Annotated in this window: 23 protein-coding genes and 2 tRNA genes; 16 read left to right on the forward strand and 9 right to left on the reverse strand. The window is 69.9% G+C overall.

The annotated features are described in order from the left end of the window. Nucleotides 1–268 precede the first annotated feature (268 nt). From ACGFIS_RS33515 to ACGFIS_RS33570, 12 genes are all read left to right on the forward strand, one after another. Complete coding sequence (locus ACGFIS_RS33515) at nt 269–646, forward strand: hypothetical protein (RefSeq protein ID WP_392973622.1); 378 nt, start codon at nt 269–271, stop codon at nt 644–646. Next, on the forward strand, nt 646–867 hold the full coding sequence (locus ACGFIS_RS33520; protein ID WP_392973624.1) for a hypothetical protein: 222 nt from the start codon (nt 646–648) through the stop codon (nt 865–867). The genes ACGFIS_RS33515 and ACGFIS_RS33520 overlap by 1 nt, the downstream gene beginning before the upstream one ends. Next, a complete protein-coding gene (locus ACGFIS_RS33525) occupies nt 855–1,271 on the forward strand; it encodes a hypothetical protein (RefSeq protein ID WP_392973626.1) in 417 nt (138 codons plus the stop codon). Before ACGFIS_RS33520 ends, ACGFIS_RS33525 begins: the two co-directional genes overlap by 13 nt. Nucleotides 1,272–1,430: 159 nt before the next feature. After that, nucleotides 1,431–2,162 (forward strand): GntR family transcriptional regulator, encoded by a 732-nt coding sequence (locus ACGFIS_RS33530; protein WP_392973627.1) that lies wholly within the window; start codon nt 1,431–1,433, stop codon nt 2,160–2,162. A gap of 144 nt (nt 2,163–2,306) precedes the next feature. Then, nucleotides 2,307–2,732 (forward strand): plasmid replication, integration and excision activator, encoded by a 426-nt coding sequence (locus tag ACGFIS_RS33535; RefSeq protein ID WP_392973629.1) that lies wholly within the window; start codon nt 2,307–2,309, stop codon nt 2,730–2,732. Further along, nucleotides 2,732–3,010: a hypothetical protein gene (locus ACGFIS_RS33540; protein ID WP_392973631.1), complete on the forward strand. Its 279-nt coding sequence runs from the start codon at nt 2,732–2,734 to the stop codon at nt 3,008–3,010. The genes ACGFIS_RS33535 and ACGFIS_RS33540 overlap by 1 nt, the downstream gene beginning before the upstream one ends. Next, nucleotides 3,010–3,330 carry a hypothetical protein gene (locus tag ACGFIS_RS33545; protein WP_392973633.1) on the forward strand — a complete coding sequence of 107 codons (321 nt, stop codon included), beginning with the start codon at nt 3,010–3,012 and terminating at the stop codon, nt 3,328–3,330. Before ACGFIS_RS33540 ends, ACGFIS_RS33545 begins: the two co-directional genes overlap by 1 nt. Continuing rightward, nucleotides 3,327–3,533: a hypothetical protein gene (locus ACGFIS_RS33550; protein ID WP_392973635.1), complete on the forward strand. Its 207-nt coding sequence runs from the start codon at nt 3,327–3,329 to the stop codon at nt 3,531–3,533. The genes ACGFIS_RS33545 and ACGFIS_RS33550 overlap by 4 nt, the downstream gene beginning before the upstream one ends. Before the next feature lie 76 nt (nt 3,534–3,609). Next, on the forward strand, nt 3,610–5,076 hold the full coding sequence (locus tag ACGFIS_RS33555; RefSeq protein WP_392973637.1) for an FtsK/SpoIIIE domain-containing protein: 1,467 nt from the start codon (nt 3,610–3,612) through the stop codon (nt 5,074–5,076). Nucleotides 5,077–5,159: 83 nt separating this feature from the next. Further along, nucleotides 5,160–6,785, forward strand: a complete 1,626-nt coding sequence (locus tag ACGFIS_RS33560; protein WP_392973673.1) for a replication initiator — start codon at nt 5,160–5,162, stop codon at nt 6,783–6,785. Next, nucleotides 6,782–7,024 (forward strand): helix-turn-helix domain-containing protein, encoded by a 243-nt coding sequence (locus ACGFIS_RS33565; RefSeq protein ID WP_392973639.1) that lies wholly within the window; start codon nt 6,782–6,784, stop codon nt 7,022–7,024. The genes ACGFIS_RS33560 and ACGFIS_RS33565 overlap by 4 nt, the downstream gene beginning before the upstream one ends. After that, a complete protein-coding gene (locus ACGFIS_RS33570) occupies nt 7,024–8,181 on the forward strand; it encodes a tyrosine-type recombinase/integrase (protein WP_392973641.1) in 1,158 nt (385 codons plus the stop codon). The genes ACGFIS_RS33565 and ACGFIS_RS33570 overlap by 1 nt, the downstream gene beginning before the upstream one ends. A gap of 65 nt (nt 8,182–8,246) precedes the next feature. Here ACGFIS_RS33570 and ACGFIS_RS33575 read toward each other — a convergent pair. Continuing rightward, a tRNA-Gly gene (locus ACGFIS_RS33575) sits at nt 8,247–8,317 on the reverse strand. A gap of 139 nt (nt 8,318–8,456) precedes the next feature. Here ACGFIS_RS33575 and ACGFIS_RS33580 point away from each other — a divergent pair. Next, a tRNA-Pro gene (locus ACGFIS_RS33580) sits at nt 8,457–8,530 on the forward strand. A 74-nt stretch (nt 8,531–8,604) separates the two neighbouring features. Here ACGFIS_RS33580 and ACGFIS_RS33585 read toward each other — a convergent pair. From ACGFIS_RS33585 to ACGFIS_RS33595, 3 genes are all read right to left on the reverse strand, one after another. After that, nucleotides 8,605–8,877, reverse strand: a complete 273-nt coding sequence (locus ACGFIS_RS33585; protein WP_392973643.1) for a WGxxGxxG family protein — start codon at nt 8,875–8,877, stop codon at nt 8,605–8,607. A 143-nt stretch (nt 8,878–9,020) separates the two neighbouring features. Next, nucleotides 9,021–9,536: a hypothetical protein gene (locus ACGFIS_RS33590; protein ID WP_392973645.1), complete on the reverse strand. Its 516-nt coding sequence runs from the start codon at nt 9,534–9,536 to the stop codon at nt 9,021–9,023. 93 nt (nt 9,537–9,629) lie between these two features. Then, nucleotides 9,630–10,007 carry a winged helix-turn-helix transcriptional regulator gene (locus tag ACGFIS_RS33595; RefSeq protein ID WP_392906062.1) on the reverse strand — a complete coding sequence of 126 codons (378 nt, stop codon included), beginning with the start codon at nt 10,005–10,007 and terminating at the stop codon, nt 9,630–9,632. Nucleotides 10,008–10,129: 122 nt separating this feature from the next. Between ACGFIS_RS33595 and ACGFIS_RS33600 the strand changes: the two genes are divergently transcribed. Continuing rightward, the gene (locus tag ACGFIS_RS33600; protein ID WP_392906061.1) at nt 10,130–10,711 is read left to right on the forward strand and encodes a YceI family protein; all 582 of its coding nucleotides are present in this window, start codon (nt 10,130–10,132) and stop codon (nt 10,709–10,711) included. Nucleotides 10,712–11,074: 363 nt separating this feature from the next. On the opposite strand, the gene ACGFIS_RS33605 is transcribed toward ACGFIS_RS33600, so the two are convergent. The 3 genes from ACGFIS_RS33605 to ACGFIS_RS33615 form a co-directional block, all read right to left on the reverse strand. Continuing rightward, nucleotides 11,075–11,437 carry an alpha/beta fold hydrolase gene (locus ACGFIS_RS33605; protein WP_392973675.1) on the reverse strand — a complete coding sequence of 121 codons (363 nt, stop codon included), beginning with the start codon at nt 11,435–11,437 and terminating at the stop codon, nt 11,075–11,077. A 167-nt stretch (nt 11,438–11,604) separates the two neighbouring features. Continuing rightward, the gene (locus ACGFIS_RS33610; protein WP_392973647.1) at nt 11,605–13,437 is read right to left on the reverse strand and encodes a glycosyl hydrolase family 18 protein; all 1,833 of its coding nucleotides are present in this window, start codon (nt 13,435–13,437) and stop codon (nt 11,605–11,607) included. A 193-nt stretch (nt 13,438–13,630) separates the two neighbouring features. After that, entirely contained in the window at nt 13,631–14,107 is a 477-nt protein-coding gene (locus tag ACGFIS_RS33615) for a MarR family winged helix-turn-helix transcriptional regulator (RefSeq protein WP_392973649.1), read from the reverse strand. A gap of 61 nt (nt 14,108–14,168) precedes the next feature. Here ACGFIS_RS33615 and ACGFIS_RS33620 point away from each other — a divergent pair, with 61 nt between their 5' ends. Next, complete coding sequence (locus tag ACGFIS_RS33620; RefSeq protein WP_392973651.1) at nt 14,169–14,588, forward strand: cupin domain-containing protein; 420 nt, start codon at nt 14,169–14,171, stop codon at nt 14,586–14,588. Between the two features lie 31 nt (nt 14,589–14,619). On the opposite strand, the gene ACGFIS_RS33625 is transcribed toward ACGFIS_RS33620, so the two are convergent. After that, nucleotides 14,620–15,264: a response regulator gene (locus ACGFIS_RS33625; RefSeq protein ID WP_392973653.1), complete on the reverse strand. Its 645-nt coding sequence runs from the start codon at nt 15,262–15,264 to the stop codon at nt 14,620–14,622. Then, nucleotides 15,216–16,523 carry a sensor histidine kinase gene (locus ACGFIS_RS33630; protein WP_392906053.1) on the reverse strand — a complete coding sequence of 436 codons (1,308 nt, stop codon included), beginning with the start codon at nt 16,521–16,523 and terminating at the stop codon, nt 15,216–15,218. Before ACGFIS_RS33630 ends, ACGFIS_RS33625 begins: the two co-directional genes overlap by 49 nt. Before the next feature lie 265 nt (nt 16,524–16,788). Here ACGFIS_RS33630 and ACGFIS_RS33635 point away from each other — a divergent pair, with 265 nt between their 5' ends. Beyond that, complete coding sequence (locus ACGFIS_RS33635) at nt 16,789–19,371, forward strand: Tex family protein (protein ID WP_392973655.1); 2,583 nt, start codon at nt 16,789–16,791, stop codon at nt 19,369–19,371. The last annotated feature ends 16 nt before the right edge of the window (nt 19,372–19,387 follow it).

Below are 19,387 nucleotides of genomic sequence, written 5' to 3' on the forward strand. Positions count from 1 at the left end.
AGTTCGTCCATCCTCGTCGGGCGGTGCTGGTGGGGATGCCGGGCGACTCCGGCCCCGAGGTGGAGCGTGCGCCGTGTCGTTGGTGTGTGCCGGTGCGTGGGGTGCGCGCGGCGTAACGGGCTGCGGGGCCGGTGGGTGTTGCGGCGGCCGGGGCGCGGTCGGTCTTGGCGTCCGGTGTTGATCGCGCCTCCGGGGGTGTGGGTCCTCCGGTGGCCGTCGCCCTACCGGCCCCGCTTTGTCTTCTCTGGGAGTGGTGATCGTGGGTCGTGTGGTGAATCGGGTTCCGCTGGGGGAGTCGTGGCGGGCTTCGGCGTTGGCGCTGGTGGCTGCGCTGGAGGCGCGCGGCCTGGTGGCCGAGGTGTGGGGCCATGGCGCGGTGCGGGCGCGCAACCCGGCCGGGGAACCCGACCCTGATGATCCGCGGGGCCAGGGGTTCGCTCCGGGGCTACGGCAAGAGGTGCTGTGCCGTCCCCGTGATGGCGGGTTGTGGTGGCTGTGGGTGTGGTCGGGGGTGACCCGTAGTTCTCCTGTGGAGTTGGAGCCGTTGTGCCCAATAGAGGAAACGACCATGGCGGCGGATCGGATCGCGCGGGTGCTGGCCGTTCCGTTCGCCGGCGCGGCGGGCTCGTCGGGCGGGTGCGGGTGATGGGTGTTTCGTGGGTGGCGGCGTCGGATCAGGCGGGCAGGTCGGTGGCGGCGCAGATTGAGCGGGAGTTCTCCGGCGTGGTGGCCTGGTACGGGCAGGCGACCGGGGCGTGGTGGGCGATGGTGCGGGTCCACCGTGATGTGCGGCTGGTGGAGGCGGTCGACCCGCGTGAACTGCGCGACGCGATCACGAACGCTCGGGGGTGGCCGTGGCCGAGGTGATCGGCGCAGATCACGACACACATCGGGCGGGGCATGAGGGGATCGGGCTGGAGTGCCCGGTCTCTTGCCTTGGAGTGCGGACAGTCGGTGACCTGCTGCGGTTGCTGGTGGCGGCGGGTCGGGTGTCGGAACTGGGCGCGGAGTTCGCTTCGACGGTGGCTGAGGTTCCGCATGAGCATGAGCGGGTGAGTGCGGGGTGCCCGGTGGAGTGCTTGGGGTTGTCGGCGCATGTGCTGAACGCGTTGCGCAACGATCGGGGCCGTACGGCGACGGTGGGGGATGTGCTGGGGTTGCTGCGGTCGCATGAGTTGGCCGAGGTGCGCAACATTGGTCCGCGGCGGGTCGGTGAGGTGCGCACGGCGTTGGTTGCGGCGGGCTTCCCGGTGCCGCGTTACCTGCTGTGAGACTTCTTGCGGGCGGCCGAATCCGCGTCGCCGTGGGGGTTGTGGCGGTGTCGGTGCTGCGTGTGGCGGTCGGGTAGGCGTGACGTGGGTGCATGTGGGCGCTACAGTGCCGTGAGATGCGCTTATGCGGTCAAGCGTCCTAGTAGTCAGGTGGTCGTCATGTCGAGCTTGGAGTTCGAGCCTCCGAAGTATGCGCGGGTGGTGCTGGAGGTGCGGCGCCGGATCGAGAACGGCGACTACCCGCCCGGCTCGCTGCTGCCCTCGGAATCACAGCTCGTCCGCGAGTTCGCCGTAGGCCGTACCACCGTGGTCCGCGCGTTGCAGATGCTCCAGCAGGACGGCTGGATCATCCGCGAACACGGGCGCGGCTCCTTCGTCAAGGGACGCCCCTCCTCGACGGCGCGGCCATCCCGTCCGGGCCTGACGGTGCTCGACCAACCCGAAACCTCCGACGGTGTGACGCTGGTCGACGCCGGGACGGTCGATGCCCCTGCGCCAGTGGCCGCGCTGCTGGGCCTGGACGGCGGCCGGCTGCTGGCAAGGCGCTGGGTGACCGCTCGGGACGGCATCGTCTCGGAGGTGGTGACGTGCTGGTTCCCGCAAGAGCTGACGTTCGGCACCGACCTGGACAAGGACTCGGCGCTTCCGGTCGGGCTGCGCGATCACCTGCGCACGGTCAAGGGCTTGCGCATCGACCACATCACCGAGCGGTTGACCGCGCGGCTTCCCGCCGGCGACGAACCTCGCCTGCTGGGGATCAAGAAGACTGAGCCGGTGCTGTCGACGGTGGCGAGTCTGCATGACGCCTCTGATGCGGTGCGGTTCGTGGCCGAGGTCGTGATGCCGGGGTCGCTGCATGAGCTGGAGGACGTGTACAGCGTCCCGGACTAACCCGCGCGTCCCCTGACCTGCCTCTCTTTCGAATGTGACGCACGTCACTCACATCATCGGTTGTCCGGTCGAGTGTGCGAAGTACTATCTAAGTATGCACTCGACCGGACAAGCGGACGGGTGAACATCTGGAGGTAGTCAGAGATGGCTGTGCAGGGTCCGTTCAAGGTCGCGTTCGGGGACGTGTTCCCCTACGGCGCGTACATCAAGGGCGGCGTCGAACCGGTGCGCGACTTCGACCGGTCGACCCGCGAGAACTTCGTGCAGGCGCGGGACAAGGATTCCGGGGAACTGGTCTGGGCGGTGGAGGTCTTGGACGCCGACCCGGAACAGAAGGGGACGTTCAAGGTCAAGCTGATGGCTCCGGTGCAGCCGATCATTCCGGAGGCTCCGGCGGGTTTCCCGTTCGTGCCGGTCGAGTTCGACGGCCTGGCGGTCACGCCGTACGTCAACTCCGGTACCGGGCGGCTGGCCTACAGCCTGAAGGCGGCGGCGGTGCGTCCGCCCAACTCCCGCGGCGCGGCCCGTACCTCGGGCAAGGACGGCGCGGCTGCCAAGGACGCTGCGTGATGGCGGGCGGGCGCATGTCGGCGCTGTCGCTGCCCATCGACGGCGCGGCCTCCACCGAGTTCCGCTCGTTCCGGGCGCGTACTCCGCTGTTCACCGTCTCGGCGGGTCGGGTGCTGGTCACCCTCACCCTTCCCGAACGACTGGGCGCCTCGGATGTGGAGTTCGCGCGGGGCCTGGCCGAGCAGGCGGCGGCGTACGCGGTGGAGGTGGAGCGGCTGTACCGCTCCGGACGTCGTCCCTCGTCGGGGCGTTCCTCGGGCAAGGGGAGGGCTGCGTGATGGGCACCTACAGCTACACCACGGTTGAGGTGGAGCAGGACGGGACGGCGGTCACGTCGGTGACCCTGCACCCGGACGAGCGGGTGTCGGTGCTGTGTCCGCGTGGCAAGAACCGGGCGCAGATCTCGATCTCGCACGCCTACGCCAACGTGCGCATCGTTCCGACCAACGCGACCGCACCGACCGCCGCGGACGTCCGGGTCGCGCGCAAGCTCGCCGAGTCGCTCGCGGCCTACGCGGCCGAGGTGGAGCGGCTCCACGCCCTTACCACCGGCCAGACCGGCGAAACGGGCGAGGACGCGGGGGAGTGTTTGGCATGAACGCGCTGCCCATGCTCGCCTTCGTGCTCGTCGTCCTGGCCGGTGTCGGCGGCGTGGGGCTGCGGGTGCTGCTGGACGCCTTCGAGCGTCGCCGGTCGGTGCGCTGGGCTCACACCCTGACCCGGTTCTGCGGTGACTCGGACTGCCGGGTGTGCCGCTCCCGGTCCCTGTCGGCACAGGTTCCGCGCGTTCGGACTGGCTGATTTAGGTGGGGCGGCTGGAGCTGGTACCTCCGGCCGCCCCGCTTCTCTCCCCTGAACAAAGAAGAGGTGACCCATCATGGCATGGGAGTTCCGCAAGCTCGGACCCGGCGAAAACGTCGCGGTCGAAACCCAACGAGACCCGTTCGCGGCCCCCAAGTGGGCGCCTCCGGTGTGGCACATGCCAGAGGGCCTGGTCCTGATCGTCAACGCCGTCCGCTTCCTCGTCCGCACGCTGGTGTTCCTGGTCCGCAACATCGTCCCCGTCTCGATCACGGCCGGGCTCGGCTGGCTCGGCTACCGGTTCGGGTGGACCGTCCCCGTCCTCGTCCTTGCCCTCGTCCTCGTCGGCCTGGCCCTGTGGGCGGGTGTGGACCGTCCGTCCTTCGTCCGGTACGCGGTTCGTCCCGTCCGGTCCTGGTGGCGGTTGGTGTTCGTCTACCGGCGGGACTGGCAACCCGTCCTGGTCACGGCCGGGCTCACCAAGACCCACAAAGGGCGGGAGTACCTGCCCTCCCTCGTCCGCGTCCGCTGCGGTCCAACCTCCGATCGGGTCCTGGTCCGCATGCTCAAAGGGCAGGCCCCCGACGCATGGGAGCGGGTGGCGGCCAACCTGGCGCACGGCTTCGGCGCAACCCTCGTCCGCGTCCGAGACGGGGACCGTCCAGGCCGTATCTGGCTGGAGTTCGTCCGCCGTGACGCCCTCGCCGTCCCGATACCGGCGCTGCCCGTCCCGGACGCCTCCGATGTCGACCTACGGGCATTGCCGGTCGGACGGGCCGAGGACGGCTCACCCTGGCGGCTGCGGCTCCTCGGTACGCACGTTCTGATCGCGGGGGCGACGGGGGCCGGTAAGGGCTCGGTCATCTGGTCGACCATTCGCGCGCTGCTGCCGCTCCTGCTGTCCGGGCTGGTGGAGGTGTGGGCGGTCGATCCCAAGCGCATGGAACTGTCGTTTGGGCGGGCGCTGTTCGAACGGTACGGGCGGTACTCCTCCGATCCGTCCGGCGGCATGGTCAAGCTCCTGGAATCCGCGGCTGAGGACATGAACGCCCGTGCCGAACGCTTCGCCGGTCTCACCCGGTCGTTCACGCCCTCGCGTGAGTTTCCGTTCCGGGTGATCGTGGTGGATGAGCTGGCGTTCCTGACCGCCTACTGCCCCGAACGCGACCTTCGCAAGCGGGCCGAGTCGGCCCTTGCGGTGCTCACCACACAGGGGCGGTCGGTGGGGTACTGCGTGATCGGTGCGCAGCAGGACGCGCGCAAAGAGGTCAACAACCTGCGCAACCTGTTCCCCGACCGGATCGCCCTCCGACTCGATGAAGACGACCAGGTCGACATGGTCCTTGGCGACGGTGCCCGTGACCGTGGCGCCCTAGCCGATCAAATCTCCTCCGTCCCGGAGATCGGCGCGGGGGTGGGGTTCGTCCGGCTGGAGACCTCGCCGGATCCGGTGCGGGTGCGGGCGGCGTTCGTCTCCGACGCCGATATCCGGTCGATGGTCGCCTACGGGCTGCCCGATCTCGACATCGAGGGGGCCGCGTGACGAGAACCCGCCCTCGCGTCACGCAACCCACCCTCGACGCCCCGGACGTCGACGCCTCCTCGCCCGAACCTGCCCCGGAAGCGGTGGTCAAGACGCTGCCTCCGCTGGCGCGCGGGGTGCTGGAATCGGTCGCGGTCGAGCACGGCGTCTGTATCCGGCCGGTGCCCATGCGGCGGGTCGACCTCACCTCGGGCGCGGCCGAGATGGTGTATGTCCCCTGCGGTCACACGCTGGCCTCGGTGTGCCCCTCGTGCGCCGAACGCAAGCGCAAACTCCGGGCCGTGCAATGCCGTCAAGGCTGGCATCTGGACACCGAACCCCAGATCACCCGCGCTGACCCCGATGACGAGCAACGCGCGTGGATGGAGCTGCGGGCCCAAGCCCAAGCAGCTCGGGATAAGGCGGCCGAGGACGGGACGGCGGACGGGGAAGACTCCGAGTTCTGGGATGCCGTGGTGGGTGACCTCGACCATGAACTCGAACGGTCGGGCGTGCGCGGTGCCCTCAAGACCGGTGACGAGAGCAAGAGCCGGCGAACCCGGTCGACCCGGCGGCGGCAGGATGCTCCGGACCTTCCTCGGCGGCCGGTCGACTCCCGCACGGTCGGCAAGGTGTTCCGCGGCCGTGACGGCAAGACCTTCCGGCCCTCGATCTTCCTCACCCTCACCCTCGACTCCTACGGGCGGGTGCGCTCGGACGGAACACCCGTCGACCCCGACACCTACGACTACACGCGGGCCGCGCGCGATGCCCTGCACTTCTCCAAGCTCATAGACCGCTTCGTGCAGAACCTGCGCCGCTTCGTCGGCCACGACGTGCAGTACTTCGCCGCCGTCGAACCACAACGGCGCCTGGCTCCCCATCTGCACATGGCCATTCGCGGCACGATTTCGCGGGCTGAGCTGCGTCAGGTCGTCGCGGCCACGTATCACCAGGTGTGGTGGCCCTCGACCGATCGCGTGGTCTTCGAGGGGGAGCGGCTGCCGGTCTGGGATGACGTGGCGGGCGAGAACGGCGGCTACCTCGACCCGGCAACCGGTGAGGTCCTGCCCACCTGGGATGAGGCCCTAGACGCCCTTGGGGAAGACGGGGATGCCGAACCGCTTCACGTGGTCAAGTTCGGGCGGCAGGTCGACGCACAAGGCGTCATGGCCGACTCCCCGGACTCTCGGCGCTGCATCGGCTACCTGACTAAGTACCTGGTCAAGGGCGTAGCCGAATGCCACAACGCCGAATCCAGCGCGCAGCGTGAGCACGTCGACCGGATGGCCGAGACCCTCCGCTACGAACCGTGCTCACCGACGTGCGCGAACTGGCTGCGCTACGGCGTCCAACCCAAGAACCCACGCAAGGGCATGATGCCCGGCTTCTGCAAGGGCAAGGCACATCGCCGTGAGCATCTCGGCTACGGCGGACGGCGGGTCCTGGTGTCGCGCAAGTGGTCGGGAAAGACCCTCGCCGATCACAAAGCCGACCGTAAGGCCTGGGTGCTCGCGCGGCTGGCTGAGGCCGGTGTGCCCGTCACCAACCCGACCGACCCGAACGCCGTCCACGTCTGGGAACGCGCCGGACCCGGCGACCCGGACGTGAAACCCGCAGAACAACGCCTCCTCCTGCTGATCAACGAACGCATCCAACGACGTCGGCAACTCGACCAAGCCACCCACAACCCCACCCCAGAACTTTCGGCAACCGCGGAGGCAGCGTGACCGGCAGAGGTAAGCAGATGGCGGCCTTCGACCCTGATGACCGGCTCCTGACCTACGACCAGGCGGCCGAGGTGCTCAATACGACTCCGCGGTTCCCCCGTCGCCTGGTGGAGGAACGGCGCATCCGCTTCGTCAAGGTCGGACGGTTCGTCCGAATCCCCGAATCCGCACTTCACGAGTTCATCGCGGCCGGTCTCGTCGAGCCGGTCACCCTGCGAGGCACAAGGAGGGCCGCGTAATGGCTGGCAAGCGACGCTTCGGGCGCGTTCGGCAACTCCCGTCCGGGCGCTTCCAAGCTCGTTACCTCGGGCCGGACGGGATCGAGCGTCCCGCGCCGAACACCTTCGGGACCAAGAAAGAGGCTGAGCGCTGGCTCGTCCTGAAAGAGGCCGAGATCACGCGCGGTGAGTGGGTGGACCCGGACGCGGGCAAGGTCGCCTTCGAGGTCTTCGCGAAACAGTGGATCGATGACCGCGTTCTCAAGCCTCGTACGGAGGGGCTTTATCGCGCCCTGCTGCGCAACCACCTCCTTCCAACTTTCGGAAAGTACAACGTCGCCGACATCCGTGAGGCCGACGTCCGGCGCTGGCGCAAAGAGCGGCTCGGCGCGGTCGGACAATCGACGGTCGCGAAGTCTTACCAGCTCCTCAAGTCGATCCTGAGCACGGCGGTCGATGACGAGTTGATCCGCCGCAACCCCTGCCGCATCAAGGGGGCCGGCGTGCCCGACACGCCAGAGCGGCAGATGATCCCGCTAACCAAGGTGGTGGAGATCCTGACCAAGATTCCCGACCGCTACCGGGCGCTCGTCCTGCTCGGCACGTTCGCAGGTCTGCGGTGGGGAGAGCTGGCCGGACTGCGGCGGCAACATCTCGACCTGGACGCGGGCGTCGTGCGCGTGGTCAGTTCCCTGGCCGAGTTGGACGGCGGTCAACTCCTGGAGGACACGCCCAAGTCCCGGGCCGGTCGCCGCGTGGTGTCGATCCCTCCGGAGATCGTCCCGGACCTGCAAGCGCACCTGGACGAGTTCGCCGAGGACGGTCCGAACGGCCGGGTCTTCGTCGGCCCTCGGGGCGGCCCTCTCCGGCGCTCCGGCTTCCGGCGCATCTGGAACAAGGTCCGGGCTGACGTCGGCCTCCCTGACCTCCACTTCCATGACCTTCGACACGTCGGCAACACCCTCGCAGCCTCGACCGGTGCAAGCCTCAAAGAGCTGATGTCCCGCATGGGGCACGCCTCGACGCGGGCGGCGCTGATCTACCAGCACGCCAGTCAGGACCGGGACAAGGTGATCGCGGCGGCCCTCGGCGATGCCTTCAAGTTGGCTCGGCAGGGTGACAAGAGTGACAAGGGCACGGCCAAGCCATCGGGCACGCAACGGGCACGAAAGCCTTAGCGATCATGGCGAAAAGCAAGGCCCAGGTGGGGAAACAGGGTTCCTGCCTGGGCCTTCTCAGTGGGAGCGGGCGACGGGAATCGAACCCGCGTAGCCAGTTTGGAAGACTGGGGCTCTACCATTGAGCTACGCCCGCGAGCGGAGGGTTTGCGGGCCCTCGATCGCCAACCCGTAGCGTACAGGGTTCCGGGGGCGGGCGTGCCCGGTGGTGCGGGCGCCGGGTTAGGAGCGGCGGCGGGGGCTGATCGGGTCTAGACTTCTCGCGTCATCGTGTGCGGGCTGTAGCGCAGTTTGGTAGCGCACCGGCTTTGGGTGCCGGGGGTCGTGGGTTCAAATCCCGCCAGCCCGACGGGACGTCCCGGGCCGCCGCTCGGTCGACGCCGTGAGGCGCGCTCGGGCGGCGGCCGGATGCGGGGACGCGTCCTACATTCCCGGGCCTTCGCGGCGGCCGGTGCCGGTGCGGGTCTCCGCGGTTCCGACCTTCGGCTTCTTGGTCTTCCTCATGCCCATCGCGCCGAGGAGACCCAGGAGGCCGAGCAAGCCCCACAGGCCCGCCTTGCCGCCGCCGTCGTCCTCGTTCTGCGCCTGCTGCACCTGCTGGACGGCCGGTGGCTTGGCCTGCTCCGCGAATGCGGGTGCCGCGGGACCGAACGCGACCAGGGCGGCCAGGCTCACCGCTCCGAGGAACTTGCGCATGCTCTTCCCCATTTCCCTAAGTAATGAGTGGCGGATCCAGTCGCTGCCAGGCAGTTCCCTGAAGGGTTGCCGCGTAACGCCTCATACCGGGCGATCACCGTTTGTTGACGCCCTGCTGAAGTGCGGGAAAGGGGTAAAGGAGATTATGAGGGACGTATAGGTGTTTCGGGGGGTGTGGTGGCAAGGGTGCCGGCGCGGACTTCGCCCAGGGCGGTCGCGACGGTACCGGCGACCTCGGGGGCCGCTTCGCGGAGGGCTTCGGCGGACGCGTGGTGGCTGCGGGCGTCCACGTGGGCGGCCTTCAGGAGGGGGAGGACGTCGGAGAGCCGGTGTTCGAGCCAGCCCATGGGGTCGGCGGTGAGGCCGGGCTCGAAGACGCGCCGGCCGGGCTCGTTGTCGAGCATGCCCGGGTGGTGGTGCATGCGGTCCTTGGAGCCTGGACCGCCGGTGACCGACTCCAGGAAGTCGGCCCGCCAGACGGCCTGGTCCACGACGACCTGTTGGGACGCGTTGGGGGAGCCGCGCCAGGAGGGTGTGCCGAGCAGCCGCAGTTCGACGCGGACGCCGCGTTCGTGTCCGCCGCGGTGGGGGTCCGGGTCGACCAGGTAGAGGTCCTCGACCGTGATCCCGAGGGTGTGGAAACAGAACACGCGCAGCACGTCAGGCTCCCCTCACTGTCCTTTTTGTACGATACGTGGAGAATTGGGCCAATCAAGGGTGAGAAATGCCTCGGGGCCGCCGCGCCGCGGGCCTCACGGTGTTTTGAGGGCCTCCGTCTCCGCGGTGCGGACGTCGTAGTCGGCGCGGGCGGCGTCGATCTCTTTAAGATGGGACTCCGCCCAGCTCACGAGGGTGTTGGCCGCGTCCATCAGCGTCGCGCCCATCGGGGTGAGCGAATAGTCCACGCGCGGCGGCATCACCGGGTACACGGTGCGCGTGACGATGCCGTCGCGTTCCAGGCCGCGCAGGGTGACGGTGAGCATCCGCTGGCTGATGCCGTCGATCTCGCGCTTGAGTTCGGTGAACCGCTTGGTGCGCTCGCCGAGCAGCGCGATCACCAGCAGCGACCATTTGTCGCCGACGCGGTCGAGGATCTCGCGGGCCCGGCACCCCGCGGGTGTGTGCTCCATGGTTATCTCCAGGTGACCAGGGCAGAAAAAAGTGCCTTCTTGTGCCGACTCCGAGGGTGTCCGCACCATAGAGGCGGTTCCCAAACAGAACCGCCTTACTTGTCGTAACCCTAGGAGACACGATGACGACCGAGCTTGTCGAGATCCCCGGCTACATCGCCGGCACCTGGACCATCGACCCCGTCCACTCCGACGTCGGCTTCACCATCAGGCACCTGATGGTCAGCAAGGTCCGCGGGCGCTTCGGGACGTTCGAGGGGACGGTCGTGACCGGCGAGGACCCCATCGGCTCGTCGGTGACCGCGACCATCGACCTGACCTCGATCGATACCGGCAACGCCCAGCGCGACGCGCACGTCAGGTCCGCCGACTACCTCGACGTCGAGAAGTACCCGGCGATGACGTACCGCTCCACCGGGGTGCGCCGCAACGGGGACGGCTTCATCCTGGACGGCGAACTGACGTTGCGCGGCCTCACCAAGCAGGTCCCCCTCGATCTGGAGCTGGGCGGGTTCGGCCCGGACCCGTTCCGGCAGGACGACCCGTTCAAGGGCGCTCGCGCCGGTTTCACCGCGACGGGCGAGATCAGCCGGCTGGAGTTCGGCGTCGGCGACGCCGGCAAGGTTCCGGGCGGCAACGGGCTCGGGCTGGGCGACAAGGTGCAGATCATCTTGGAGATCCAGGCGAGCCTCCAGACGTCCTGACCCGGACGTGCGCGGGCGGCACCGGGACACGGCCGGTGCCGCCCACGGGCGTCGTCCCATTGCCTGAGCCCCAGTTCCCGGGCCAGCGGGACGATCCGGGAGCGGCGCTGTGCGGCGAGGCCCGGCTCACCCGCGAGGTACCGGTCGATCGCCGCCTCGCTCAGTTCCGTCCAGCGGGGGACGAGCCACGCCGGGTCCGCGTCCGGGAACGAGCGGATGATCGCCTCGGCCGCCGCCCCCTCATGGTCGAGGAGCGTCCCGTCGAGGTCGAACAGCACGGCCGCGATCATGTGAGGAAGGCGGCGAGCGCGGCGGTCAGCTCGGCGGGCGCGTCCTCCTGCACCAGGTGTCCGGCCCCGTCGATCACCTGGAGGCCCGAACCGGGGACGAGGGCGGCGAGTTCGTGGCCCTTGGCGGCGGGGATCCAGGTGTCGGAGGCCCCGACCAGACGGAAGAACGGCGACCCCCACGGGGCGAGCGCGACGGGGTCGACAAGGGCGAGGGCGCGGTAGCGGGGTCCTGCCCGGCACTCATCTCAGACGTCCCGTACCCCGGCATGTCCCACACGTACACGCGGTGGGTCGTTGCCAGAGCACGCGCGACACCACGCCACACGTAGGACGAGAACGGCGTGCCGTGCAGCAGGACGACCGGGTCCGCGTGCTCGTCCCCATGCACGTCCCACCGAACCTCACCGGATCTGCTCCGGTACGTCTTGCCCAGCATCCGGTCGTGCAAGGGAGCTCCAAACGTCGTCGGGCGAACAACCGTCTCACCATCCTCGTATCTTCGCCGCAACGCATGGAACGGGCCCCTAACCGGCGTCCAAGGTGGTCAGGGGCCCGATGTCTCGGCTGCCTGAGGGGGCTGGGAGGTCCCCCGGGGTGAACGGCTCAGCCGAGACCGTTCTTGATCGCGGCGATCAGCTCACCGTTCGAGGTGTCGCCGCTGAGCTCCCAGAAGAAGGCGCCCGCCAGGCCCTCGTCCTGGGCGTAGGCCATCTTCCCGCCGATGGTGGACGGCGTGTCGTAGCTCCACCACTGGCTGCCGCACTTGGCGTAGGCGGTGCCGGCGACGGTGCCGGTGGCGGGACATCTGCCCTTGAGGACCTTGTAGTCCTCGATGCCGGCCTCGTAGGTGCCGGGTGCGGCGCCCGTCGCGGTCCCGCCCGGCTCGGACTCGGTGACGCCCGTCCAGCCGCGGCCATAGAAGCCGATGCCCAGCAGAAGCTTGCTCGACGGGATGCCCTTCGACTTCAGCTTGGCGATGGTGTCGGCGGAGTTGAAGCCCTGCTGCGGGATACCCGGGTAGGACGTCAGCGGCGAGTGCGGTGCCGTCGGTCCCTGGGCGGCCCAGGCGCCGAAGTAGTCGTAGGTCATGGGCATGTACCAGTCGACGTACTGGGCGGCGCCGGCGTAGTCGGTCGCGTCCATCTTTCCGCCCGGACTGGCGTCGGCGGTGATCGCGGCCGTCACGAGGTTGTTCGAGCCGAACTTGGAGCGCAGCGCCGACAGCAGGTTCTCCAGTGCCTCAGGGCCACTGGTGTCGCAGGTGAGGCCGCAGGCGTTCGGGTATTCCCAGTCGATGTCGATGCCGTCGAACACGTCCGCCCAGCGCGGGTCCTCGACCAGGTTGTAGCAGGACTCGGCGAACGCGGCCGGGTTCTGCGCGGCCTGGCCGAAGCCGCCGGACCACGTCCAGCCGCCGAACGACCAGATCACCTTCAGGTCCGGGTGCAGCTTCTTCAGCTTGCGGAGCTGGTTGAAGTTGCCGCGCAGCGGCTGGTCCCAGGTGTCGGCGACGCCGTCGACGCTCTGGTCGGCGGTGTAGGCCTTGTCGGTGGCGGCGTAGGCGTCGCCGATGGTGCACTTGCCGCCCTGGACGTTGCCGAACGCGTAGTTGATGTGGGTGAGCTTGTCGGCGGAGCCGCTCGTCTCGATGTTCTTGACGTGGTAGTTGCGCTGGTAGACGCCCCACTCGGCGAAGTATCCGATGACCTTCCCGCCGCCGTTCCCGGGGCCGCCGCCGCCCTCGTCGGTGGTGACCGAGACGGGGGCGGACGCGGGGGAGCTGTTCCCGGCGGCGTCGCGGGCCTTGACGGTGAAGCTGTAGCCGGTGCCGGCCGACAGCCCGCCGACGGTGGCGGTGGTGCCGGTCACCGAGGCGGCCTTCGTGGCGCCCCGGTAGACGTCGTAGCCGGTGACGCCGACGTTGTCGGTCGACGCGTTCCACGCCAGCGAGACGCTCGTGGCGGTCGCGCCGGTGGACCGCAGACCTGACGGGGCGGCGGGAGCCTCGCTGTCGTCGCCGGGTCCGCCGGAGCCGTCGCAGGCAGCGCCGTTGACCGTGCAGCCGGTGAACCAGCCGGGCCCGGTCCCGTTGAACCCGAAGCCGGCCGTGGCGCCCGCGGCGAGAGTCCCGTTCCAGCCGGCGTTGGTGAACGTGTAGTGGTCGCCGGAGACGCTCTTCGTCGCGTCCCACACCGAGGTCACGGCCGTCCCGGACGGCATGTCGGCCTCGATGGTCCAGCCGTTCAGGGACGCGTCCGTCCCGTTGGTGATCGTGCACGTGCCGCCGAAGCCCGTGCCCCAGTCCTGGGTCTTGGTACAGGTGGCGGTGACCGTCCCGGCCGACGACGCGGGTGGCGCCGTGAGCAGGGCGGTGGCCACCGCCAGTGATGTCGCGCCGGCGAGCGCCATGGCCCGCCGTCCGCCCGGTCCTGACATGATTCTCCGTTCGATCGGCCCCCGAGCAAACAGGAATCCCCGCATAATTCTTAGGAAAGTTTCCTAAGAATTGGCCAGATGGTAACCGGGTGGAACGGCGCGTTCAAGGGGTTCGGGACGGCCCGTGATCGAGGGAAACGGTGGTCTAAGCGGCTGCCTGGGCACATACGGGCGGACGTTCCGGAAAGAATCTTCAGGGCGTCCCGAACCAGCCGGGGAAGTCCAGCCGCCACAGGTCGGCGGGCGTGACCTGCCGGAGGTCGTCCTCCATCGCGCGGACCCGGTCGGCGCCCAGTCGCTGCGCCCAGTCGTCCCGGATCCGGTCGAAGATCCGCGCGGACCGGTCCAGGGAGTCCGTGCCCCGCGCCGTCAGCCGGACGATCTTGCGCCGGGCGTCGGACGGGTCGGCGGTGCGCTCGACATAGCCGATCCGCTCCAGCGACTCGATCATCTTGCCCGCGGCCTGCTTGGACACCCCGAGCCGGCGGCCGAGCTCCACCGCCGTCGTGCCGTCCGGGCCGATCGCCTGGAACACGAAGCCGTGCAGCGGGCGCATGTCGGGATGTCCCTGGGCGGCCAGTTCGGTGTGCAGCTCATCGATGATCACCCGGAAGGCGAGGAAGAGCCTCAGCGGCAGCTCGAACCCCGGGGCGTCGCCGTCACTTGACATAGAGGACAACCTCATTGACTATATAGACAACCACATTGTCTAATCTAGGGGATTGGGGCTCATGACGCTCGTCCACGACGCCGAAAGCCGCCGCACCGACACGCCCAACGGCACCATGACCACGTTCGCGACGCCCACCCAGGGCGGCACGCGGGGCCTCGCCGTCTGGCGCGTCGACATGGCGCCCGGCAGGACCGGCCCGCTGCACGCCTTCGACACCGAGCAGGTCTGGACGTTCCTGGAAGGCACCGCCACCATCGACCTGGACGGGCGCAAGCTGGAGGCGGGCCCCGGCGACACCGTCGTCCTGCCCGCCGACACGCCGCGCCAGATGACCTCGCCGCCCGACGCCGGGTTCACCGCCGTCGTCGCCGCCCACGCGGGCTGCCTCGCCTACGACCCGGACGAGGTCGTCGACGACTCCAAATGCGAGATCGCACCCCAGGGCGACGAGCGGCTCGTCCCGCCCTGGGCGCGGTGACCCGGCGGGCCCTGGCCGCTGGGGCAAGCCGTCAGGCGCCCAGGTAGGCGAGGACGGCGAGGACCCGCCGGTTGTCGTCCTCGGACTGCGGCAGACCGAGCTTGCCGAAGATGCCGTTGGTGTGCTTGCTGACCGCCTTCTCGGTGACGAACAGCTTCCCGGCGATCGCCGCGTTCGAGCGGCCCTCGGCCATCAGCCCGAGCACCTCGCGCTCGCGGGGGGTCAGCTGCTGCAGCGGCTCCTCGCGGGCATGCCGGGTCAGCAGCTGCGCCACGACGTCCGGGTCCAGGGCGGTGCCGCCGCCCGCGACCCGCCGCACCGCCTCCACGAAGACCTTGACGTCCGACACCCGGTCCTTCAGCAGGTAGCCGATGCCGCCCGTGCTGTCGGACAGCAGCTCCCGCGCGTACAACTGCTCCACGTGCTGCGACAGCACCAGCACCGGCAGCCCGGGGATCTCCCGGCGCGCCTCCAGCGCCGCCCTCAGGCCCTCGTCGGTGAACGTCGGCGGGAGCCGCACGTCCACGACCGCCACGTCCGGACGGTGCGTGGTGAGCGCCCGCAGCAGCGACGGGCCGTTGTCGACGGCCTCGACGACCTCGAACCCGAACGCCCCGAGAAGGCGGATCAGCCCGTCTCTGAGGAGGGCGAGATCTTCGGCGATGACAACGCGCACGGCAGCTCCATGGTCACGACGGTCGGCCCGCCGGGCGGGCTCGTCACGGCCATCGTCCCATCGAAGGCCGCGAGCCGGCGCTCGATGCCGCGCATGCCGGAGCCCCGCGCCGGATCGGCGCCGCCCGTCCCGTCGTCCCCGATGATCGTGAGCAGCCGGCCGTCCGAATGCTCGATCTGGAGCCACGCCCGCCGCGCGCCCGAATGCTTGACCACGTTGGCGAGCATCTCCGCGACCGCGAAGTACGCCGCCGACTCGACGGGGGCGTCCGGACGCCCCCGCAGGTCGATCCGGACGTCCACGGGCAGCGGCAGGGTCAGCGCCAGCGCCCGGACGGCACCGTCCAGACCGCGCTCGGCCAGGACCGGCGGATGGATGCCGCGGACCAGGTCGCGCAGCTCGGTGAGGGCCGTCCCGCTGGCGGCGCGGGCCTCGGCCAGCAGCTGCTGCGCGGTCTCCGGATCGTGCTTCATCATCTCTTCGGCGAGCCCGATGTTCATGCTCAGCGCGACCAGCCGGGCCTGCGCGCCGTCATGCAGGTCCCGCTCGATGCGGCGCAGCTCGGCGGCGGACGCGTCCACCGTCTCCGAACGCGTCTCGGTGAGCCGCTGGACGCGCTCGGTCAGCGCGCCCCGCGTCGGTGCGAGCAGCGCCCGGCCGAACAGCGCGTGCGCCTTCAGGAACACCGGCCCCAGCGGGACGGACGCCGCCACCATCCCGGCCCCGAGGACGATCGGGCCGGCGAAGCCGAGCAGCCCGTAGTCGTCCAGCGTCCAGAACGGGCCCCAGCCGAAGTTCCCGAACAACGCGATCCACGGCGCGACGAACACGCCCTCCAGCCCGTACACCGCCAGACCGCCCGCCAGGACCCCGAGGACGAGCGCGACCGGGATGTTCACGAACGTCCACAGGAGGTCGCGCCACGACGCCGGGTCCGCCAGCAGCCACCGCAGCCGCGCGAACGGGCCGAGCACGCCCGGCGGTTCCGGCCGGTACGGGACGGCGATCCGCACGCCCGACCATTCGGCCGCCCAGGCCCGCTGCCGGTCGGCGATCGTGCGGATCGCCTGGAACGCGACGGGTGTCAGCACGACTCCCACGCCCAGCGGGATGAACACCAGCGACAACACCGCGAGGATGAACAGCGGCAGGTTCACGGTGAACGCCAGCACGATCTGGACGACCCCGCGGATGAAGCTCGTGAGGACACGCCGCGCATACTCTGCGAGTAGCTCGACGACGTGCTGGCGTTCACTCACCTGGTCCTCCGTGGGCGTTCCATCCGGTAGATCCCGACTCCCTCATTGTGGTCTGCCCCGGTCCAGGGCTCGGTGGTGCTAGGCCCACTTTCGCGGGCGGATGCAGGGGGCTTAGACCTACCCTGCCCCCAGCGCACCCACGTGCTCGGCGGTCATCGAGCGGAAACAAGACAACGCGGTAACAAGACAACGCGGTGACAAGACAACGAGGCCCGTTCCCTGGACAATGCACGCTGACATCCAGGGGAGAAAGCGAATCCAAGCTGTGACAGCGACCACCAGCCAGACGTCCACCGGCCAGCAGGGCACCGAGCCCGCGGTCCGGCCCATCACCCAGCGCATCGCCGAGGAGATCGGCGTCGGCGAGGGACAGGTGCGGGTCGCGGTGGACCTGCTCGACGGCGGGGCGACCGTCCCGTTCATCGCCCGCTACCGCAAGGAGGCGACCGGCACCCTCGACGACGCGCAGCTGCGCGCGCTGGAGGAGCGGCTGCGCTACCTGCGCGAGCTGGACGAGCGCCGCGCCGCGATCCTGGATTCGATCGAGTCGCAGGGCAAGCTCGACGACGCGCTCAAAGCCCAGATCACGGCGGCCGACTCCAAGGCGCGGCTGGAGGACATCTACCTCCCGTACAAGCCGAAGCGGCGCACCAAGGCGCAGATCGCCCGTGAGGCCGGCCTCGAACCGCTCGCCGGCCTGCTGCTGGACGACCCGTCCCACGATCCGCAGGCCGCCGCCGGCGACTACGTGGACGCGGACAAGGGCATCGCCGACGCGGCCGCCGCGCTGGAGGGCGCGCGGGCCATCCTCGTCGAGCGTTTCGCGGAGGACGCCGACCTCATCGGCGCCCTCCGCGAACGCATGTGGAACCGGGGCCGGGTGGTCTCACGGGTCCGGGACGGCAAGCAGGAGGCGGGCGCGAAGTTCTCCGACTACTTCGAGTTCGCCGAGCCGTTCACGAGGCTGCCCTCGCACCGCGTCCTCGCACTGTTCCGCGGCGAGAAGGAAGAGGTCCTCGACCTCGACCTGGAGCCCGAGGAGGCCCCCCAGGAAGGCGCCCGCAGCTCCTACGAGGTGGAGATCGCGCGCCGGTTCCAGATCACCGACCAGGGCCGTCCGGCCGACAAGTGGCTGTCGGACGCCGTCCGCTGGGCGTGGCGCACCCGCATCCTCGTCCACCTCGGCATCGACATGCGCACCCGGCTCCGGCAGGAGGCGGAGGACGAGGCGGTCCGCGTGTTCGCCGCGAACCTGCGCGACCTGCTTCTCGCCGCGCCCGCCGGGACCCGCTCGACGATGGGCCTGGACCCCGGCCTGCGCACCGGCGTCAAGGTCGCCGTCGTCGACTCCACGGGCAAGGTCGTCGCCACCGACACGATCTATCCCCACGAACCGCGCCGGAAGTGGGACGAGTCGATCGAGACGCTCGCCCGCCTCGCCCGCGAGCACAAGGTCGACCTCGTCTCCATCGGCAACGGAACCGCGTCCCGGGAGACCGACAAGCTCGCCGCCGACCTCATCGCCCGGTACCCCGACCTCAAGCTCACCAAGATCATGGTGTCGGAGGCCGGCGCGTCGGTGTACTCGGCCTCCGAATACGCCGGCCGCGAACTGCCCGGCATGGACGTGTCGCTGCGCGGCGCCGTCTCCATCGCCCGCCGGCTCCAGGACCCGCTCGCCGAACTGGTCAAGATCGACCCGAAGTCGATCGGCGTCGGCCAGTACCAGCACGACATCTCCGAGGTGAAGCTGTCCCGGTCGCTCGACGCCGTCGTCGAGGACTGCGTGAACGCCGTCGGCGTCGACGTCAACACCGCGTCCGCGCCGCTGCTCACCCGCGTGTCGGGCATCGGCGACGGGCTCGCGGAGAACATCGTCGCCCACCGCGACGCCAACGGCCCGTTCCGGACCCGCGGCGGGCTGAAGGACGTCCCGCGGCTCGGCCCGAAGGCGTTCGAGCAGTGCGCGGGCTTCCTGCGCATCCCCGGCGGGGACGACCCGCTCGACGCCTCCAGCGTGCACCCGGAGTCGTACCCGGTCGTCCGCCGGATCCTGGACGCGGCGGGCAACGACATCAAGGCGCTCGTCGGCAACACCGCCGCGCTGCGCTCGCTGAAGCCCGCGGACTTCGTCGACGGCACGTTCGGGTTGCCGACCGTCACCGACATCTTCGCCGAACTGGAGAAGCCCGGCCGCGACCCGCGCCCGGCGTTCAAGACCGCCACGTTCAAGGAGGGCGTCGACAAGCTCGGAGACCTCGAGCCCGGCATGATCCTGGAGGGCGTCGTCACCAACGTCGCCGCGTTCGGCGCGTTCGTGGACGTCGGCGTCCACCAGGACGGGCTCGTCCACATCTCCGCGATGTCCGACAAGTTCGTGTCCGATCCGCGCGATGTCGCCAAGCCCGGCGACATCGTCCGCGTCAAGGTCCTGGACGTCGACCTGCAGCGCAAGCGCATCTCGCTCACGCTACGGCTGGACGACGAGCCCGGTGGTGACGGGCCCGGTGGTGACAGGCAAGGCGGCGACCGGCAGGGTCGTGACCGGCAGGGCGGCGGCGGACGCGGCGAGCAGCGCGACCGAGGCGGCCGCCAGAACCGCGGCGGCGGACGCGGCGGGCAAGGCGGTGGCCCACGCGGCGGGCAAGGCGGTGGCCAACGCGGCGGGCAAGGCGGTGGGCAGGGCGGCCAGCGCGGAGGTCAGGGCGGTGGACGCGGCGGGCAAGGCGGAGGCGGACGAGGCGGCCAGGGAGGCGGCGACGCCTCCGGCGGCGGTGCCATGGCCGACGCCCTCCGCCGCGCAGGGCTGGACAAGGGTCTCCCCGCCAAGGACCGCAAGAACCGTTGAGCTGCGGCGTGTCGCC

The organism is Spirillospora sp. NPDC048824 (assembly GCF_043198455.1).
Lineage (GTDB): Bacteria > Actinomycetota > Actinomycetes > Streptosporangiales > Streptosporangiaceae > Spirillospora.

Excerpts from the sequence above, each read along its gene's own strand:
- ACGFIS_RS33555 (WP_392973637.1), top strand. The coding sequence starts at position 3,610 with ATGGCATGGGAGTTCCGCAAGCTCGGACCCGGCGAAAACGTCGCGGTC.
- ACGFIS_RS33610 (WP_392973647.1), bottom strand. The coding sequence starts at position 13,437 with ATGTCAGGACCGGGCGGACGGCGGGCCATGGCGCTCGCCGGCGCGACA.
- ACGFIS_RS33595 (WP_392906062.1), bottom strand. The coding sequence starts at position 10,007 with ATGGAGCACACACCCGCGGGGTGCCGGGCCCGCGAGATCCTCGACCGC.
- ACGFIS_RS33540 (WP_392973631.1), top strand. The coding sequence starts at position 2,732 with ATGGCGGGCGGGCGCATGTCGGCGCTGTCGCTGCCCATCGACGGCGCG.
- ACGFIS_RS33530 (WP_392973627.1), top strand. The coding sequence starts at position 1,431 with ATGTCGAGCTTGGAGTTCGAGCCTCCGAAGTATGCGCGGGTGGTGCTG.
- ACGFIS_RS33545 (WP_392973633.1), top strand. The coding sequence starts at position 3,010 with ATGGGCACCTACAGCTACACCACGGTTGAGGTGGAGCAGGACGGGACG.
- ACGFIS_RS33550 (WP_392973635.1), top strand. The coding sequence starts at position 3,327 with ATGAACGCGCTGCCCATGCTCGCCTTCGTGCTCGTCGTCCTGGCCGGT.
- ACGFIS_RS33570 (WP_392973641.1), top strand. The coding sequence starts at position 7,024 with ATGGCTGGCAAGCGACGCTTCGGGCGCGTTCGGCAACTCCCGTCCGGG.
- ACGFIS_RS33535 (WP_392973629.1), top strand. The coding sequence starts at position 2,307 with ATGGCTGTGCAGGGTCCGTTCAAGGTCGCGTTCGGGGACGTGTTCCCC.
- ACGFIS_RS33585 (WP_392973643.1), bottom strand. The coding sequence starts at position 8,877 with ATGCGCAAGTTCCTCGGAGCGGTGAGCCTGGCCGCCCTGGTCGCGTTC.
- ACGFIS_RS33520 (WP_392973624.1), top strand. The coding sequence starts at position 646 with ATGGGTGTTTCGTGGGTGGCGGCGTCGGATCAGGCGGGCAGGTCGGTG.
- ACGFIS_RS33620 (WP_392973651.1), top strand. The coding sequence starts at position 14,169 with ATGACGCTCGTCCACGACGCCGAAAGCCGCCGCACCGACACGCCCAAC.
- ACGFIS_RS33615 (WP_392973649.1), bottom strand. The coding sequence starts at position 14,107 with ATGTCAAGTGACGGCGACGCCCCGGGGTTCGAGCTGCCGCTGAGGCTC.
- ACGFIS_RS33600 (WP_392906061.1), top strand. The coding sequence starts at position 10,130 with ATGACGACCGAGCTTGTCGAGATCCCCGGCTACATCGCCGGCACCTGG.
- ACGFIS_RS33605 (WP_392973675.1), bottom strand. The coding sequence starts at position 11,437 with ATGCTGGGCAAGACGTACCGGAGCAGATCCGGTGAGGTTCGGTGGGAC.